Genomic DNA, 16,666 nt, shown 5'->3' with positions numbered 1-16,666 from the left:
ATTCGCGAAAATCACGACCCTGTAAGCGATCTCAACGGGAGGCGGGCGCCGAGACTCGCCAGCCTCTCGATCGACAACGGGCGGGCCATGGTCCGGTTGACGCCGGGAGCCAGTCGCAGCATGACGTAGCCCAGCCAGGCTTCGGTGCGAACCGGTACCACCGCGAGGTCGAATCGCACCGCCCGCACGGCGGCCCGGGCAACGAGATCCGGGCCCATCGGCGCGAACGGCAGCCTCTCGGCGAATTCTTGCAGCTGCCGGGTGACCTGCTTGCCGCGTTCGACCAGCTGCTCGTCGACGCCCACCATGATCGCGTGGTCGCCGATGTTCGTATTGATCACGCCCGGGCAGATCGCGCTGACCCCAACACCTTTCGGCCCCAGCTCCAGGCGCAGACATTCGGTCAGCATCTTCACGCCGGCCTTGGACACCGAGTATGCAGACATCACCGGCGTCGGGGTGAATGCGGCGGCCGACGCGATGTTGACGATATGGCCACTGCCGCGCTCGACCATGTGGGCGCCGAACGCCCGGCAGCCATAGACAACGCCCATCAGGTTGACGCCCAGTTGATGCTCCCAGTCCGCCGGGCTCAGCTCCAGGAAGGGCCCGGCGACCAGCATGCCCGCATTGTTCACCAGCACATCGGTACAGCCGTGCTCGGCGAGCACGTCGCGGGCGAACGCATCCCATTGGTCGGGCTGGGTGATGTCGAGCGGTGCGGCCGACGCCGAGTGGCCATGGCCGCGGATGATCGCCGTGGTCGCCCGGGCGGCGTCGAGGTCGATGTCGGAGACCACCACGTGGGCACCGAGTTTGGAGAACCTGATCGCGGTCGCGCGGCCGATGCCGCTGCCGGCGCCCGTGACCACCACGACCCGGGGCCGCAACCGGTTGAGCTTCACACAAGCTCCTTTGCTCGAACCGCCGTCGGCGCACCCACGGTGTAGCGATACACGTCGAGGTCGTAATGCCGGTTGTGCCAATACATCTCGCCGTGCGTCGACGGCCGGAACGGTGAATCGCCGTGGCTGTCGAGGTAATAGGTGTTCGAACCCGCGCAGGTCGGGGTGAACAGGAAGTTCTTCCGCTGACGTCGCAGGCAATTGCGGAAGTACTCGTCGTGTGCCTGCTGACGGATCTCGCACACCGTCGCGCCGCGACGTTTGGTCTCGGCGATCGCGCGGCTCAGGTGGGCCGATGTCGCCTCGATCATCCACAGATAAGAGCCGAGCACGAATCCGTAAGGCCCGGTGACGGCGAACATGTTGGGAAAGCCGGGCACCGAAACCCCTTGGTACGCCTGGTAGCGATGCTCGTCCCAGAACTGTCCCAGCTCGACGCCGCGATGGCCGACGACGGGGAAGGGCGGCACCGCGCCCTTGTCCCACAGCCGAAACCCCGTCGCGCAGATCAGGACGTCGATCCGGTGCTCGTCGCCGTCGACGGTGCGCACGCCATCGGCGGTGATGCGCTCGATGGGCTCGGTGACCAGACTGACGTCGTCGCGGTTGAAGGTCCGCAAGTAATCGTTGGACATCGACGGCCGTTTGCAGCCCAACCCGTATCGCGGGATCAGCTTTTCGCGAATCAGCGGATCGTTGACCTGACTGCGCATCCAGCGCCGCACCGGTGCTTCGCTCAGTTGCCGAGTGGCATCCACCAGCCACCGCGGGCCGGCCCACAGCCCGCTCATGCCCAGCTCGGTCAGCGCGGTGCCGGCCACGCGGACGCTCGATCGAATCCACGGCCGGCTCATCAGCGCTCGGCCCAGCGGCCCGACCGCGATGTCCGGCTTGGGAAATACCCAGATCGGTGTCCGCTGGAAGACAATGAGGTGCGCGACGTCGTCGACAATCGCCGGTACGAGCTGTAGCGACGTGGCTCCGGTGCCGATCACCGCCACCCGCTTGCCGGTCAGCTCCACGTCGTGATTCCACAGCGCCGTGTGCATCAGCGTGCCGCCGAAATCGTCGAGCCCCGCGATGTCGGGCATCTTGGGGCGTTCCAATCCGCCCACCGCCATCACGACAAACCGTGCGGTCAGCTCCCGGTCGCCGTCGGTGGTGAGCCGCCACAGGCTATGAGCCTCGTCGAAGACTGCCGAGGTGATCGTGGTGTTCAGCCGGAGCTTCTCGCGCAGCCCGTACTTGTCCACCATGTCGTCGGCGTAGTCCCGAAGCTCTGCGCCCGGAGTGAAGATCCGGGACCAGTCGCCGCGCTGCTCGTAGGAGAAGCTGTAGATGAACGTCGGGATGTCGACGGCCACACCGGGATAGGTGTTGGCGTGCCAGGTGCCGCCGACCCGATCCCATTTGTCGACGATCACGAAGTCGTGAATTCCTCGTCGCTGCAGGGCAATGCTGGCCCCGATGCCGCCGAAGCCGGCTCCGACGACGACGACTTCGTGGTCCGGCTGCGCTGCCATACTCACTTGAGGTGGTCGACCAGAGCGCCGTCGGAGCCGAAGAGTTCTTCGCGCCACTGCTCCAAAAGTGCCGTCGTGTCGATGTCGTCGGGGTGGAAGCCCGGCCGCATGTACTTGCGCAGGTCGGCCATCACGCCTTTGAGCAGTGGGCCGCGGAAAACGCCGATCGTCTGGCGCCACACCGTGATCGGGTGCCAGCCGGTGGGGTCCATCATGATCGACAGAATCACGCCGCCCGTGACGAGCGGGATGGTCAGCACGTAGATCACCGCCATCACCCCGATGCGGATCCACTCCGGCCCGCCGACCGCCCGGTAGACGTCGAACGCCACCGACTTGTGCTCCAACTCCTCGATGGCGTGCCAATTGAGCAGATGACGGACCTCGGGATCGCCTGGGATGGCCTGCATCTCGTCGGTGAGCATCCGCTGAGCCAGCGTCGCCGTGTAGTGCTCGGCCGCCGCCGTCATCGCCAAATGCAGATAGCCCGGCAGCCGGTTCTCGTAACGCACCAGCAGTTTGTGACGCCTGCTGTCGTGGTCGAACATGAACACGCGCACCAGCGGATAACCCATCGCCACCAGCTGCTCGTTCAGCCGTCGATGCTCTTGGCCGTGCACCGACTCCTGGCCGATGAATCCGGCGACCCTCTTCTTCAGCTCGGGGTCGGTGACGTGATCGGCGAAGCGCCGCACCGACCTGATGAATCCCTCCTCGCCGGGCGGGAAGATCGCCGACAGCAACGCGGTCAGGTGGCTCAGCACGATGTCGCCCTCGACGAAGTGACGCTTCATCGGCCGCGAGTCGCCGAACCGGAACCGGATCCGCCGCACCTTGGGATACGTTCTGGCCGAGAGGCTTTCGACCGTCGTCCGCTGCACAGCACCCATGACGATCTTCTCCCTTGTTACTTGAGGTGGTCGACGAGGACGCCTTGGGCGCCGAAGAGTTCGTCGCGCCACTGGTCCAAAAGTGCTGTCGTGTCGATGTCGTCGGGGTGGAAGCCCGGACGCAGGTATTTCGCGAGCTGGCCGATCAACCCTTTGAAGAACGGTCCCCGGTACAGGTCGTAGGCCTCGCGCATCAGCCGAAGCGGGTGCCGTCGCGCTATCGGATCGCGGGCCAGCGCGATCGTCAACAAGACGGTGGTGAGCGGAATCATCACCGCAAGCAGTACCGCCATCACCGTGATGCGGATGCGCTCGGAGCCGCCCACGGCCCGGTACACGTCGAACGCCACCGACTTGTGTTCCAGCTCTTCGAGGGCATGCCAGTTCAGCAGGTTCCACACTTCCGCGTCGCCGGGAATCGCTTGAATCTCGGCGCTGGACAACACCCGTTCGGCAAGCACCGCGGTGTAATGCTCGGCGGCCGCTGTCAGCGCCAGATGGCGTCGTCCGCCCAGCCATTCTTCGAACCGAAGCCGCTTCTGCTTCAACGACTCCGAATCCCACCACCCGATCGGGTAGCCCATCTCGATGAGCTTTTCGTTGAGCCGGCGATGCTCCTGCCCGTGGGTGGATTCCTGGCCGATGAAGCCGTTGACCCGCTTCTTCAGCTCCGGTTCGGTGATCCGGTCGGCGTAGCGGCGCACCGATCGGATGAATGCTTCTTCGCCCGGCGGGAACGAGCCCGACAGGCCAGCCACGAAGTGGCTGAACACCATGTCGTTGTTGACGAAGTACTTGCCGTAGGTCGCGTCCTCGCCGAATCGGAAGCGGATCCGCCTCGTCGTCGGATAACTGAACTGTGCCGCGTTCGCCATGACTCCGATGGCCTTTCTTCGAACGTTCAGTACCTAGTACTACTAGTACTATGTGCTTGTCGTCACAGTACTGCGGCGTACCACGGCCCGCAAGGGTCAGCGGAATCAGCGCAGCGAACGTGCTGCTAGGACAGTTTTTGGTCCGGATCCAGATCCAGACCACGCGCGGCGGCGGTCGCGGACAGCGCGCCCCACAAGAAGGTGGTCAGCTGCTCGACGAGCTCGGCCTTGCTGATCGTCGGCTCGTTCAGCCAACGCAGCACGCCGAGCGCCACCCCGCCCAGCAAAGCATCGACGGCGTATTGAAGGTCGTCGGCCTGCCCGCCGCGCGCTCGCAAGATGCCCGCCACCACCTCGGTGGTGGCGTTGGCCAGCGGCCTGCCCCCCTCGATCAACGCCTCGGTCGAGCGGCGCTCGGTGAACTGGGACCCCACCAGGAAGCGGAACAGATTGGGCCGCTCGTCGACCAGGTCGATGTAGGTGGCCACCGCCGAGCGGACCAGCTCCCGCGCGGTGCCGGCCTCGCTGAAACGAGGTACCACGCGTTCGAGCACCATCGCCTGCACCCGTTCGCCGACGGCGCTGAACAACGTGTCCTTGTCGGCGAAGAACCGGTAGAGCTTCGGGCGCGGGACACCCGCGGTGCGAACCACGTCATCGATGGACAGGTCCGGGCCGTATTCCTCGATCGCCCGCAGCGTCGCCTCGACCAACTCGGCCCGTACCGCGGCACGGTGCTCACGCCAGCGATCGGCTCTGGCGTCGCCGGTCAGTTCGGGCAACCGCCCGCCAAGAGCCTCCGTGGACACCAGCCAATGGTATCCGCAGGCCGCGCTGAACAGCACGTACTCGGTCGGGTGACGACCGCCAACAACTTAAGTTTCAGCATGCCGCCGCGAGAACCAAGTAACCAGCCGCCCAAGGATGATCAGCAGCAGCACGAAGATGATCAGCAAGAAGGCAGCGTCATACGACAGGTCTTGAGCCGTCTTGGACGGCAGATCGTAGAACGTCCAAATCGGGTAGGTCAGGTACCCGACGGGCTCGCCGAAGAGTTGCCCCGTCGGCGGAGATTGCGACCAGCCGGCCGTGTACAGCAAAGGAGCAGTTTCCCCGAAGGCCAGCGCCAGCGCGACGAGCAGGCCGGTGACGATGCCGGGCATTGCCGACTTCAGCACAATCCGGCGGAGCGTCCAACCAACCGGAAGCCCCAGTGCCTCCGCTCCTTCCCGATACGACGTCGGCACTTGATGCAGCGCCGACTCGGTGGCTTTGGTGATGTACGGAATGCTGAGAACCGACAGCACCAGCACCCCGGCCGCAAGCGAGAACCCCCAGTGGAAGTACACCACGAGCGCCACATAGCCGACGTAGCCGAGGACGATCGACGGGATGCCGGCCAGCACCTCGTAGGCGCCGCGCAGAATCGATTGCGTGCGTCCGGTTGCGAACTCGGACAAATAGATCCCCGTCAATACACTCACGGTGCCACCGACCAGCATGACCCCCAAACCCAGGACGGCTGTGCCGATGATTGCGTTGCGCAGGCCGCCCCCGTTGCCCTGGGTGTTCTGCACCACGACGCTCCAGTGGAACACCGGCAGGGCGCGGCTGACGACCCCGATCAGCATCCACAACGTCGGGCCGATCACCACTGCCAAGCAGCCGAAACAGGTGGCCAGGAAAAGGGTGTTGACGGCCTTGCGCCGGGCGGCGACCCAACGCCGTCGACCGGACAGCGCGTGCGCGGAGTGTGGAGTAGCTGTCGCAGCGGACCCGCTCATCCTCAGACTCCTCGCCCGACCGGCAGCGCAGTGCCAGCTGTCCGATGCACCAATACGCGGGCGACCACATTCGTCAGCAAGGTGATCACCATCAGCACCAGACTCACCTCGGCGAGAGTTTTGACCGCAAAGTCGGTGGAGTCCGTCATCGCCGAATCCAGTTGCGACACCACGGTGGCGGCGATAGTCGTCATGGTCGCGTAGATGTTGGCTGGCATTGCGCCCAACACCGCACCGGACACCATGGCGACGGCCATCGTCTCGCCGAGCGCACGGCCAAGCCCCAGTACCACGGCGCCGACGATGCCGCGCGATATCCACGGCAGCGTGACTCGGCGAGTGCACTCCCAATCGGACATCCCCAGCGCGATTGCGCCCTCGCGGGGCAGCGGCGGCACCTGCCGTATCAGATCCCGGGTGGTGCTGGCGATGATCGGAATAACCATCACTGCCAGCACCAGGCCGGAGACCAGCATGCCCTCGCCATGACCGGGATCGCCGCGGAAATAGTCGAGCACCGGCACATCGGGAGCGTTGCGAGCTATTACCGGAGCGATGTTCCGGGCGATGAACGGCCCGAACGTCATGGCGCCCCATAGCCCGACGATGACGCTCGGAATGCCGGCGAGCAGTTCGAGTGTCATGCCGACGGCCGAGCCGAGGCGCTTCGGTAACCGTTCTGCGATCACCAACGCCGCGCCTATGGATACCGGCACTGCGATGATCAGCGCGATAGCCGAGGTGGCCAGCGTGCCGACGATCAGCGGCAACGCCCCGTAGTACACGCCGACCGGATGCGCGACGCCGTGGCTGACTTCGGTGACGCCGTAGATATTGCCAGGGTTCCAATCGGTGCCGGTGAAGAAGTGCAGTCCATTGACCCTGATCGCGGGCAGCGCCTCGATGATCAGCGTCGCCAGCACGAACACCAGCGCCAGCAGCGGGATTACCGCGCCCACACCGCCGGCCCACTGAACGCCGAGACCCTGGCAGCTCAGGTCACGGACGTGGCCCATCATGCGCCGGAAGGTGCTTGGCGTGTGCGCTGTCGTGGAGGCCGTCAATGGCTCGGTGAAGTTATTTGGCCGTGATCTTGGCGATCTGGGCATCGGACAACTTCACCACCGAATCCGGCAGTGGCTCAAAGTGCACCTTGTTCAGGAACGAGGGGTTGTTGCCGTCGGTGATCACCCAGTGCAGGAATGCCTGCATTGTCTGCGCGACGGCGGCATCCGTCTGGTGCTGCTGGACGATGGCGTACTCGTAGTTGACGATCGGATACCCGTCGGCGGCTGAGCCGTTGACCATCGAGATCGCTTCGTTGTCCGGGGTTTTCGAGACGAAGCCAGCGGCCCCGGCCCGGATGCTAGGGGCGTCGGGCAACAGGAACTTCCCTGCGGCATTGCCCAATTGGGCTTCGCCTAATCCCTTTTGATTGGTCTCGTCGAGGTAGCTGATGCCGATATACGCCACACAGCCCGGAGTGCCGGCGCAGCCGGTTACCATACCGCCGTTGCCGTGCTCCGCGAGTGCGCCCGGCACCGCTGGGAAGTCGACGGTGGTCCCGAAGCCGGGCGACCTGCCCCAGCCGTCGGGGTCCTGCATGGACAGATATTGGGTGAACAAGAACGTGGCGCCCGACCCGTCGGAGCGGTGCAGCGTAACCACCGGAGTGTCGGGCAGGTTCACCCCCGGGTTGAGCGCCGTGATCTGCGGGTCGTTCCAGCTTTTGACCTTGCCCTGGTAAATGGCGGCCAGCACTTTGCCGTTCAGATTGAGGTGCTCGCTGACACCAGGCAGGTTGTAGTTGACCTGCAAAGAGTCGATGGCCAACGCGATGTTCATCAACCCCTTGCGCATGTCGCCCTCGGACAGGTACGCGCCGGAGGCGCCGATATTGACCGTCCCGGCGGCGGCCTGCGAAATCCCGGCGCCCGACCCAGTGCTCTGGGTAGTGATCGTGACGTTCGGATACTTCCCGTGATAGGCCGGACCCCACAGGTTCATCAGCGGATACAACTCGGTGGCGCCGCTCTCCGACAACGTCACCGCTGACGTCGCCGGAGCTGTGGCGACCGCACCCCCGGCCCCCGGTTTCGAAGGACCGGTCGACTTGTTCGACCCGCAGCCTGCCATGGCCAGAATCAGCGTGGAAGCGGCCGTCAGGGCCAACAGCGTACGCAGACGAATTTCCATGTGCCCCATAGTCACTACCTCTCTGTTTCGCCACTGACGTGTTCAGCCTCGGCAAGGGCGCCGAGGAGTTTGTGATTGCCGAACAGACCCGAGATGTACCGAACGGTTTCTTCCTGCTTCGGCGACGTGAACAGCTGCTCGGTCGGTCCCTCCTCGACCAGCCTGCCGTCGTAGAAGAGTGCCGTCCGGTCGCCAGTCCGCGCGGCCTGGGCGAGGTCATGGGTCACCATGATCACGGTGAGCCGGTCGGTGAGCGACCGAATCAGGGCCTCTATCTTCTCAGTCGTTGTCGGGTCCAGCGAGGAGGTGGGCTCGTCGAGCAGCAGCACCTCCGGATCGACCGCAAGGGCACGAGCCAGGCACAGCAACTGTTGCTGGCCCCCGGAAAGCCGGAACGGGGAATCGTCGAGGCGATCCTTGACCGCACCCCACAGGCCGACCTCGGTCAGCAGCTTCTCTGCGATGTTGTTGAACTCTTTGCGGGGAGCCATCTTATGGGCACGTACACCGGCGACCACGTTGTCCAGGATCGACATCGGGAATGGATTGGGACGCTGGAACAACATGCCGACTCGGCGCCGCAACTCCATCAGGTCGTGGTCGCTGAAGATGCTGCGGCCGCCCAACAGCACGTCGCCGCTGTAGCGGTATCCGGATACCTTGTCGTTCATCCGGTTCAGTGACCGCAAAAACGTCGTCTTGCCCGAGCCGGTGGGACCCAGCAGCGCCGTAACCGCATTCGCGGGGAACTGCAGGCTCACCCGGTCGAGCACTGTTTTCGCGCCGAAACCCAAGCTGAGATCGATAACGCCCAAGGCCGGATCAGCGGCTGCAAAGGAGCGCGTGTCGTGCTGTTCACGATTCATCACCGCACATGTTACGTCGCGCGGCTGTTCAGTCCTCCTTTGTCGGGAATGGCTCGTATATTCACCGTGAGTTCACGCCTGCTGTTGCCGGTGGTGACACGAGCTGTGCGAAATTTTCCTTCGCTGCTCGGATCGAATCGGTGGCAGAGTGAGGTGTCGTCACCCTTGACTCTTCGGAGAGGAGTCCCGTGAGGTTCGAGCGAGCTGGGGCCGCGCTGAGCCTGCTGGCCGCCTGCGCACTAGTGATGCCGGCGTGCGGTAGCCACTCAAAATCCTCGTCTGACTCCAACACGGCGCAGGTGCAGTGCGGTGGTAAGAAGAAACTCAAGGCCAGCGGCGCGACTGCACAAGAAAACGCGATTGAACAATTCGTCTATGCCTATATTCGCGCGTGCCCAGGCTACACGCTGGACTACAACGCCAACGGCTCCGGCGCTGGGGTGAAGGACTTTATCAGTGCCAGAACAGATCTGGCGGGCTCTGGGGTTCCATTGACCCCGTCGAAGGGTGAGCCCGAGCGTGCAGCAGCGCGGTGCGGTTCACCGGCCTGGGACCTGCCGGCGGTGTTTCAACCGATCGCGGTCACCTACAACATCAACGGGGTGGATGTGCTGAACCTGGACGCGCCCACGTTGGCAAGGATCTTCAACGGCGGCATCACCAGCTGGAATGACCCGGCGATCGTAGCTCTCAATCCAGGAACCACCCTGCCCTCGGCGCCCATTCGAGTCATCTTCCGCAGCGACAAATCCGCCAACTCGGCCAACTTTCAGGAATACCTCGACGCCGCGTCCAACGGGGCGTGGGGCAAAGGCGACGGGGAAACATTCAAAGGAGGGGTCGGCGACGGTGCGGCGGGGGATAACGGCACCTCCGCAATTGTGCAGAGCACCGACGGGTCGATCAGTTATAACCAGTGGTCGTTTGCGGTGGGCAAACAGTTGAGCATGGCCCAGATCGTCACGCCGGCGGGTCCGGATCCGGTGTCGATCACCACCGATTCGGTGAAAAAGACGATCGCCGGGGCCAAGATCGTCGGCCAGGGTAATGACTTGGTGCTGGATACGTCGTCGTTCTACAAGCCGACGCAGGCCGGCGCTTACCCGATCGTGGAACCGACGTACGAGATCGTGTGCTCGAAGTATCCGGATTCCGCGACCGGCGCCGCCGTGAAGGCGTTTATGCAGGCCACAATCGGTCCTGGCCAGGACGGCCTGGATCAGTACGGATCAATCCCGCTGCCGGCTTCGTTCCAATCAAGACTGGCCAGCGCTGTGAATGCAATCTCGTAGCGGGGTTCGGGCGTTCCTTACCCGGCGATCTTGGCGATCTGGGCGTCGGACAACTTCACCACCTGGGGCGGCAGTGGCTGAAAGTGCACCTTGTCCAGGAACGAGGGAGCGTTTCCGTCGGTGATCGCCCAGTGCAGAAACGCCTGCATCGTCTGTGCGGTGGCGGCGTCCTTTTGATTGCTGTTGACGATGGCGTACTCGTAGTTGATGATCGGGTACCCGGCGGCAGACGGGCCATCGATCAGCGAGATCGCTTGGTTCTCCGGGGTTTTCGAGACGAAGCCGGCGGCCCCGGCCTGGATGCTGTGGGGGTCGGGCAGCAGGTATTTCCCGGCGGCATTGCCCAACTGGGCCTCGCCGAGGCCCTTCTGGTTGGTCTGGTCGAGATAGCTGATGCCGATGTAGGCGACACATCCGGGTGTGTTTGCGCAGCCGGTTACCATACCGCCGTTGCCGTCCTCGCCCAGCGCACCCGGGACCGCGGGGAAGTCGACGGTGGTGCCGAAGCCCGGCGACTTGCCCCAGCCGTCGGGGTCTTGCTTGGACAGATATTGGGTGAACATGAAAGTGTCACCCGACCCGTCGGAGCGGTGCAGCGGGACCACCGTGGTATTCGGCAGCTTCACGCCGGGGTTGAGGGCGGCGATCTGCGGATCGTTCCAGGTCTTGATTGTGCCCTGGTACATCGCCGCCAGCACTTTGCCATTCAGCTTGAGGTGCTCTGTGAGACCGGGCAGGTTGTAGTTGATCTGCTGAGCGGAAATTGCCAACGCGATGTTCATCAGGCCCTTGTGGGCGGCCATGTCGCCCTCGGAGAGGTACGCGTCGGAGGCGCCGATGTTGATCGCTCCGGTGGCGGCCTGGGAAATTCCAGTACCCGAACCGGTGCCCTGGGCAGTGATCGTGATGTTCGGGTACTTCTCGTGATAGGCGGGACCCCACAGATTAAACAGCGGGTAGAGCAGCGTGCTCCCAGTCTCCGACAACGTCACCTGCGACGTCGCTGGTGCGGTGGCGACCGGGCCGCCGGTGGCCCCGGGGTTCGACGAACCACTTGTGGAGTTCGAACCGCATGCTGCGACCAGGACCAACGCCGCGGCCAGCCCCGTAGGCAGATGAATTTTCACGTTCCTTACCTTCTTTCGACTACTCAACCGCTATGGACCCGGCAATGACACCAACGAGCCTGCGGTCGCCGAATAGACCGGAGACGCAGCGGCTCACCTGGGTCAGTAGCCTCTCGGCTAACCGGTGGAATTGCCTGCGCGGCAACACTTATGGTCGTGCGCACGACATCGCGGTTCTCGGAGTCGAGCTGTTCACAGACCATCAACGCCTGATGCTACTGCGTTACGCCCCTCTGCGGGCAGCCTCTGTAATCCTCCGTCCGCCTTCAAAGATTTGTATATTCACCGTGGGTTCACACGGCAGTTGGCGGCGACGACGCCGCTGTGCGAACGAGCGCGATTCCGCGGCTCGGCTCGGCTCGGTGGCAGAGTGATGTGGTAGTCACCTTTACTCTTCAGAGAGGAGTCCCGTGAGGTTGAAGCGAGCTGGCGGCGCGCTGAGCCTGCTGGTCACCGGCGCAGTGATGATCTCGGCCTGCGGTGGCCACAGCAAGGACTCTGCGCATGTGGACTGCGGCGGCAAACGGGAACTCCGCGACGCCGGGTCGACGGCGCAGGAGAACGCGATCGAGCAATTCGTGTATGCCTATATCCGGGCGTGTCCGGGTCACACGCTGGACTACAACGCCAACGGCTCGGGCGCGGGGGTAAAGGCATTCATCAGCAACCAAACTGACCTGGCCGGCTCTGACGTCCCGTTGGATCCGTCGACGGGTCAGCCCGACGCGGCGGCGGGGCGGTGTGGGTCGCCGGCGTGGGATTTACCGACGGTGTTTGGCCCGATTGCGGTCACCTACAACGTCGGTGGCGTGAACCCGCTCATTCTGGACGGGCCGACCACCGCCAAGATTTTCAACGGCACCATCACTTCGTGGAATGATCCGGCGATCGCCGCGCTCAACAAGGGCACCGCGCTGCCCGACACGCCGATTCACGTGATCTACCGCAGCGACAAGTCCGGGACTTCGGATAACTTCCAGAAATACCTCGATGGCGCCTCCGACGGTGCGTGGGGCAAGGGGGTTAGCGAGACGTTCCTCGGGGGTGTCGGTGACGGCGCAGCGGGCAACAACGGCACCTCAGCGGCGCTGCAAAGCACCGAGGGGTCCATCACCTACAACGAGTGGTCGTTTGCGGTGGGCAAGCAGTTGCACATGGCCCAGATCATCACTTCGGCGGGGCCGGACCCGGTCTCGATCACTACCGAGTCGGTCGGCAAGACGATCGCTGGGGCCAAGATCGTGGGACAGGGCAATGACCTGGTGTTGGACACATCCTCGTTCTACAAGCCGACCCAGCCCGGGTCGTATCCGATTGTGCTGGCGACCTACGAGATCGTCTGCTCGAAATATCCCGATTCGGCGACCGGCACCGCGGTCAAAGCGTTCATGCAGGCAGCAATCGGCCCTGGCCAAGACGGTTTGGACCAGTACGGATCCATTCCGCTGCCGAGCTCGTTCCAATCCAAACTGGCCAAAGCGGTGAATGCTATCTCTTGATTAGACGGAGGGAGCTCGACGGTGAGCAACACTGAGCCAGGTTCGCGGGTGGGGTCGTGGTTTGGACCCTATCGGCTGCTGCGGCTGTTAGGCCGCGGCGGAATGGGTGAGGTCTACGAGGCTGAGGACACCCGCAAACATCGGGTAGTGGCATTGAAGCTGATCTCCGCGCAGTTCTCCGGCAACCCGGAATTCCGCGCCCGGATGCAACGCGAGGCCGATACCGCCGGACGGCTGACCGAGCCACATGTGGTGCCGATCCACGACTACGGCGAGATCAACGGCAAGTTCTATGTGGACATGCGGCTGATCGAGGGCAAATCGCTGCGCGACATCTTGGCCCGCAATGGTCCGCTGAGCCCGGCACGGAGTGTGGCCATTGTGCGCCAGATCGCCGCCGCCCTGGACGCCGCGCACGCCGCCGGCGTGACGCACCGCGATGTCAAACCGGAGAACATCCTGATCACTGGTAACGACTTTGCTTATCTGGTGGATTTCGGTATAGCGCGCGCCGCCACCGATCCGGGGCTGACCCAGACCGGGACCGCAATCGGAACCTACAATTACATGGCCCCGGAGCGGTTTTCAGGCAATGAAGTCACTTATCGCTCCGATATCTATGCGCTAGCTTGTGTGCTCGCTGAGTGTTTGACAGGGGCACCTCCTTACCGGGTGGACAGCATCGAGCAGTTGATCGCCGCGCACCTGATGCAGCCCGCCCCACGGCCCAGCCAGGTGCGACCTGGAGAGGTGCCGCCGGCTATAGACCAGGTGATCGCCAAGGGCATGGCGAAAATCCCGGAAGAGCGCTATCGCAGCGCCGGTGAGCTGGCTGCGGCCGCCCACGACGCGCTGACCGCATCGGACCAACAGCAGGCCACCACAATTCTGAAACAAGGAGAAAATGCCACTCTGCTGGGCGGCGCCGCCGGTGCGGCGGTGACCGGTTTCCGGAATCACTCCGCCAGATCGGATCCCCGCGCCGATACGTGGACCCAGCCGGCGTGGGCACCGTCCGCCGACACCGGCGGTGGCAGCTGGTCGCGCCCAGGTATCCCGTCCTCCGGCGGTTCCGCAAAGGCACCGGATTTCAGCAAAGCACCCGAATACGAGGACCACCGCAAGCGGTGGGCCATTATCGGAGCTATCGCCTTGGTGACCATTGGTGTTGTTGTCGCCGTCGCAATCCTGGTTTTCCGGCCGTCGTCTTCATCGACGTCGGCATCTGGGCAAAGCGTGCTACCGTTCAACGGCCTCGACTTCCGGCTCTCGCCGAGCGGGGTGGCGCTAGACACGGACGGGAATGTGTACGTCACCAGTGAAAGCATGTACGGTCGGGTCCTGAAGCTGGCGCACGGGTCTAGCACCCCCGCCGTCTTGCCATTCACCGGTCTCTACCAGCCACAGGACCTTGCGGTGGATTCCGCCGGCAGCGTTTACGTCACCGACTTCAACAACAGGGTGGTGAAGTTGCCGGCCGGGTCGAACGACCAGACGGTTTTGCCGTTCAGCGGTCTCAATTACCCCGAGGGCGTGGCAGTGGACGCCGCTGGCGCAGTCTACGTCGCAGACCGCGGTAACAATAGGGTCGTCAAGTTGCCGGCCGGATCGAGCGACCCGACCGACTTGCCGTTCAACGGACTAAACGACCCCGATGGCGTGGCGGTGGACACCGCCGGCAACGTCTACGTCACCGACTCCGACAACAACAGGGTGTTGAAGTTGGAGGCCGGATCGAACGCCCAGACGGTTTTGCCGTTCAGCGGTCTCACAGTGCCCTGGGGCATAGGGGTCGACTCCGCAGGCGGCGTCTACGTCACCGACCACGACACCAGCAAGGTGCTGAAGTTGGCCGCCGGGGCGAACACATCAACCGTGCTGCCGTTCGACGGCCTAAACACGCCATTGGCGGTGGCTGTGGATCCCAAGGGGAACGTATATGTCGCCGACCGCGGGAACGACAGGGTGGTGCAGCTGGCCGCGGGCTGATGTGCGGCGCGGCGATACGGTGTCCGACCGCTCAGGTTTCGCGGGCGAATCGCTGCGCCACCGCACGGCGGTCGAGCGAGCCCTTGGGGGTATGCGGCAGCGCGCTCGTCTCCTGGAAACGCGCCGGAATTTCGAAGGGGGCCAGCCGCTTTCGGCAAAACTCGGCCAGTTCCGTGAAATCTGGTGGACGGGACTGCTGCGGCACAATCACCGCTGCGACCGCCTCCCCGTACATCGGGTCGGGAACGGCGAACACGGCGGCCTCGACTATATCGGGATGGCTGGCCAACACACCCTCGACGTGCTCCGGCGATACCTTCTCGCCGCCGCGGTTGATCATTTCCTTGATGCGGCCGCGCAGCCTCAGCTCGCCCGTCGCCGACAGCGACCCCAGGTCGCCGGTGTGCAGCCATCCGTCCGTGAAACTTCGGGCGGTTGCGGAGGGGTCAAGGTAACCGCGCACGATGTTCCGGCCGCGTAACCAGACCTCCCCGACGGCATCCGGCGGGCACGCTTGACCGTCGTCGCCGACGATTCGAACGTCGGCTCCCGTCGAACGACCGACCAGGCCCGGCGTGACAGTGCGTTGGTCGTCCGCGGCTAAGCCCATGCTCGTCACCTGATGAGTGGCCTCGGTCATACCGTAGGCACACAGCACCGGTGCCGCGAACTCCGTCCGGAGTGCGACGGCTGTCTCCGGGTCCAGCGCGGCGCTACAGCTGCGGATGAAGCGCAGCGGCACCCGCGCGGGGCCCGGATAGTCGGTCCCCGTGCGCTGCAGCAAAATTCGGTGAATCGTCGGTACCGCTGTGAACCAGGTGGCGCCGACGGCGTGTGCGTCGTCCCAGAATGTGTGCGCGGAAAACCGCCCATGGGTTGGAAGGAGCACGCTTCCCCCGGACGCCAGGGTTGACAGGAGCGCGGCAATCAAGCCGTGGCCGTGGAATAGCGGCATCACGGCGACGGTCGCATCTCGCGGCCCGAGTTGGTACGTAGCGATGACGCTGCTAATCGAGGCGGCGATGTTATTGCGGGTCCAGGGAACCATTTTCGGCGAACCGGTCGTACCACCGGTGAACATGATCATCGCGTCGTCGGGCCGCAGTCCGTCGGGCGTCGCGGTCCTCGGGTGCGTTTCCGCGGTGTAGTCCAGCTCGACCGACGCTCCGTTACGTCGGCTGACCGCAACCGAGATCGGCCAGCACGGCACCTGCGGTCCATCCGCGCCGGCGTCGTCAACGAGGACAGCCCGCGCTCCGGCCGCCGTGACCCTCGCGCGTTGCTCGCTGACCGGCAAGGCCGGATCCAGCGGCACTACGATCAGCCCGGCACGGGAAGCCGCCAACAACCCCACGACGAACTCAGCGCTGCTGCATGCGCGAAGCGCTGCCCGATCGCCGGGCAGCATGCCGCCCTGCGCCAATCTCCCGGCCAGCTCGTCGACCAGTCCAACGAGGTCGCGGTAGCTAATCGGGATACGGTCGGCGCCGGCGACGAGTGCGGGTGCCTCGGGATGTCGGCTTGCCGTCGCTTCCAGTAGATCTGCCATGGTCGGGCCGGTCGCACCAGTGCTGATCCGATCAGGCGTCATTGGCCGTTCTCCTTCCTGGGCCGCACCAGAATCCTATGGGCTGCACAGCGGCTCGGTTTGGACGTCGGCGCCCTAGTAGACCAAAGTGGTGACCACAGGCGGATCCGCCCACGGATACCAGGAGTCGCG

14 protein-coding genes are annotated in these 16,666 nt (G+C 64.3%); 3 read left to right on the top strand and 11 right to left on the bottom strand.

What is annotated here, in order from left to right; genetic code table 11:
- Positions 1 to 11: 11 nt before the first annotated feature.
- From AWC14_RS08600 to pstB, 9 genes are all read right to left on the bottom strand, one after another.
- Entirely contained in the window at positions 12 to 905 is an 894-nt protein-coding gene (locus AWC14_RS08600) for an SDR family NAD(P)-dependent oxidoreductase (protein WP_045376988.1), read from the bottom strand.
- Entirely contained in the window at positions 902 to 2,428 is a 1,527-nt protein-coding gene (locus AWC14_RS08595; RefSeq protein ID WP_045376991.1) for a flavin-containing monooxygenase, read from the bottom strand. The genes AWC14_RS08600 and AWC14_RS08595 overlap by 4 nt, the downstream gene beginning before the upstream one ends.
- A 2-nt stretch (positions 2,429 to 2,430) precedes the next feature.
- Positions 2,431 to 3,318 (bottom strand): metal-dependent hydrolase, encoded by an 888-nt coding sequence (locus AWC14_RS08590; RefSeq protein ID WP_045376994.1) that lies wholly within the window; start codon positions 3,316 to 3,318, stop codon positions 2,431 to 2,433.
- Between the two features lie 17 nt (positions 3,319 to 3,335).
- Positions 3,336 to 4,193 (bottom strand): metal-dependent hydrolase, encoded by an 858-nt coding sequence (locus AWC14_RS08585; RefSeq protein ID WP_045376997.1) that lies wholly within the window; start codon positions 4,191 to 4,193, stop codon positions 3,336 to 3,338.
- Positions 4,194 to 4,318: 125 nt separating this feature from the next.
- Entirely contained in the window at positions 4,319 to 5,002 is a 684-nt protein-coding gene (locus AWC14_RS08580) for a TetR/AcrR family transcriptional regulator (protein WP_045377131.1), read from the bottom strand.
- A 66-nt stretch (positions 5,003 to 5,068) separates the two neighbouring features.
- Positions 5,069 to 5,977, bottom strand: a complete 909-nt coding sequence (gene pstA / locus AWC14_RS08575; protein WP_045377000.1) for a phosphate ABC transporter permease PstA — start codon at positions 5,975 to 5,977, stop codon at positions 5,069 to 5,071.
- A gap of 2 nt (positions 5,978 to 5,979) precedes the next feature.
- Positions 5,980 to 6,996: a phosphate ABC transporter permease subunit PstC gene (gene pstC / locus AWC14_RS08570; protein ID WP_057003177.1), complete on the bottom strand. Its 1,017-nt coding sequence runs from the start codon at positions 6,994 to 6,996 to the stop codon at positions 5,980 to 5,982.
- Between the two features lie 58 nt (positions 6,997 to 7,054).
- Positions 7,055 to 8,173 (bottom strand): phosphate ABC transporter substrate-binding protein PstS, encoded by a 1,119-nt coding sequence (gene pstS / locus AWC14_RS08565; protein ID WP_045377003.1) that lies wholly within the window; start codon positions 8,171 to 8,173, stop codon positions 7,055 to 7,057.
- Positions 8,174 to 8,187: 14 nt separating this feature from the next.
- Positions 8,188 to 9,039 carry a phosphate ABC transporter ATP-binding protein PstB gene (gene pstB / locus AWC14_RS08560; RefSeq protein ID WP_045377005.1) on the bottom strand — a complete coding sequence of 284 codons (852 nt, stop codon included), beginning with the start codon at positions 9,037 to 9,039 and terminating at the stop codon, positions 8,188 to 8,190.
- A 188-nt stretch (positions 9,040 to 9,227) separates the two neighbouring features.
- On the opposite strand from pstB, the gene pstS (AWC14_RS08555) reads away from it, so the two are divergent.
- Positions 9,228 to 10,331: a phosphate ABC transporter substrate-binding protein PstS gene (gene pstS / locus AWC14_RS08555; RefSeq protein WP_045377008.1), complete on the top strand. Its 1,104-nt coding sequence runs from the start codon at positions 9,228 to 9,230 to the stop codon at positions 10,329 to 10,331.
- 17 nt (positions 10,332 to 10,348) lie between these two features.
- Here the strand turns inward: pstS (AWC14_RS08555) and pstS (AWC14_RS08550) are convergent, their stop codons facing one another.
- Positions 10,349 to 11,458 carry a phosphate ABC transporter substrate-binding protein PstS gene (gene pstS / locus AWC14_RS08550; RefSeq protein ID WP_045377011.1) on the bottom strand — a complete coding sequence of 370 codons (1,110 nt, stop codon included), beginning with the start codon at positions 11,456 to 11,458 and terminating at the stop codon, positions 10,349 to 10,351.
- Between the two features lie 464 nt (positions 11,459 to 11,922).
- Between pstS (AWC14_RS08550) and pstS (AWC14_RS08545) the strand changes: the two genes are divergently transcribed.
- The gene (gene pstS, locus AWC14_RS08545) at positions 11,923 to 12,957 is read left to right on the top strand and encodes a phosphate ABC transporter substrate-binding protein PstS (RefSeq protein ID WP_428838956.1); all 1,035 of its coding nucleotides are present in this window, start codon (positions 11,923 to 11,925) and stop codon (positions 12,955 to 12,957) included.
- A gap of 21 nt (positions 12,958 to 12,978) precedes the next feature.
- On the top strand, positions 12,979 to 14,946 hold the full coding sequence (locus AWC14_RS08540) for a serine/threonine-protein kinase PknD (protein WP_045377017.1): 1,968 nt from the start codon (positions 12,979 to 12,981) through the stop codon (positions 14,944 to 14,946).
- A 31-nt stretch (positions 14,947 to 14,977) separates the two neighbouring features.
- Here AWC14_RS08540 and AWC14_RS08535 read toward each other — a convergent pair whose 3' ends face one another.
- Positions 14,978 to 16,537 (bottom strand): FadD7 family fatty acid--CoA ligase, encoded by a 1,560-nt coding sequence (locus AWC14_RS08535; RefSeq protein WP_045377020.1) that lies wholly within the window; start codon positions 16,535 to 16,537, stop codon positions 14,978 to 14,980.
- Between the last annotated feature and the right edge of the window lie 129 nt (positions 16,538 to 16,666).

Origin of the sequence: Mycobacterium kyorinense, assembly GCF_002101735.1 — a bacterium.
Classification (GTDB): domain Bacteria; phylum Actinomycetota; class Actinomycetes; order Mycobacteriales; family Mycobacteriaceae; genus Mycobacterium; species Mycobacterium kyorinense.
Note: the sequence above shows the minus strand (reverse complement) of the source record. Positions and strands in the feature narration are given on the sequence as shown.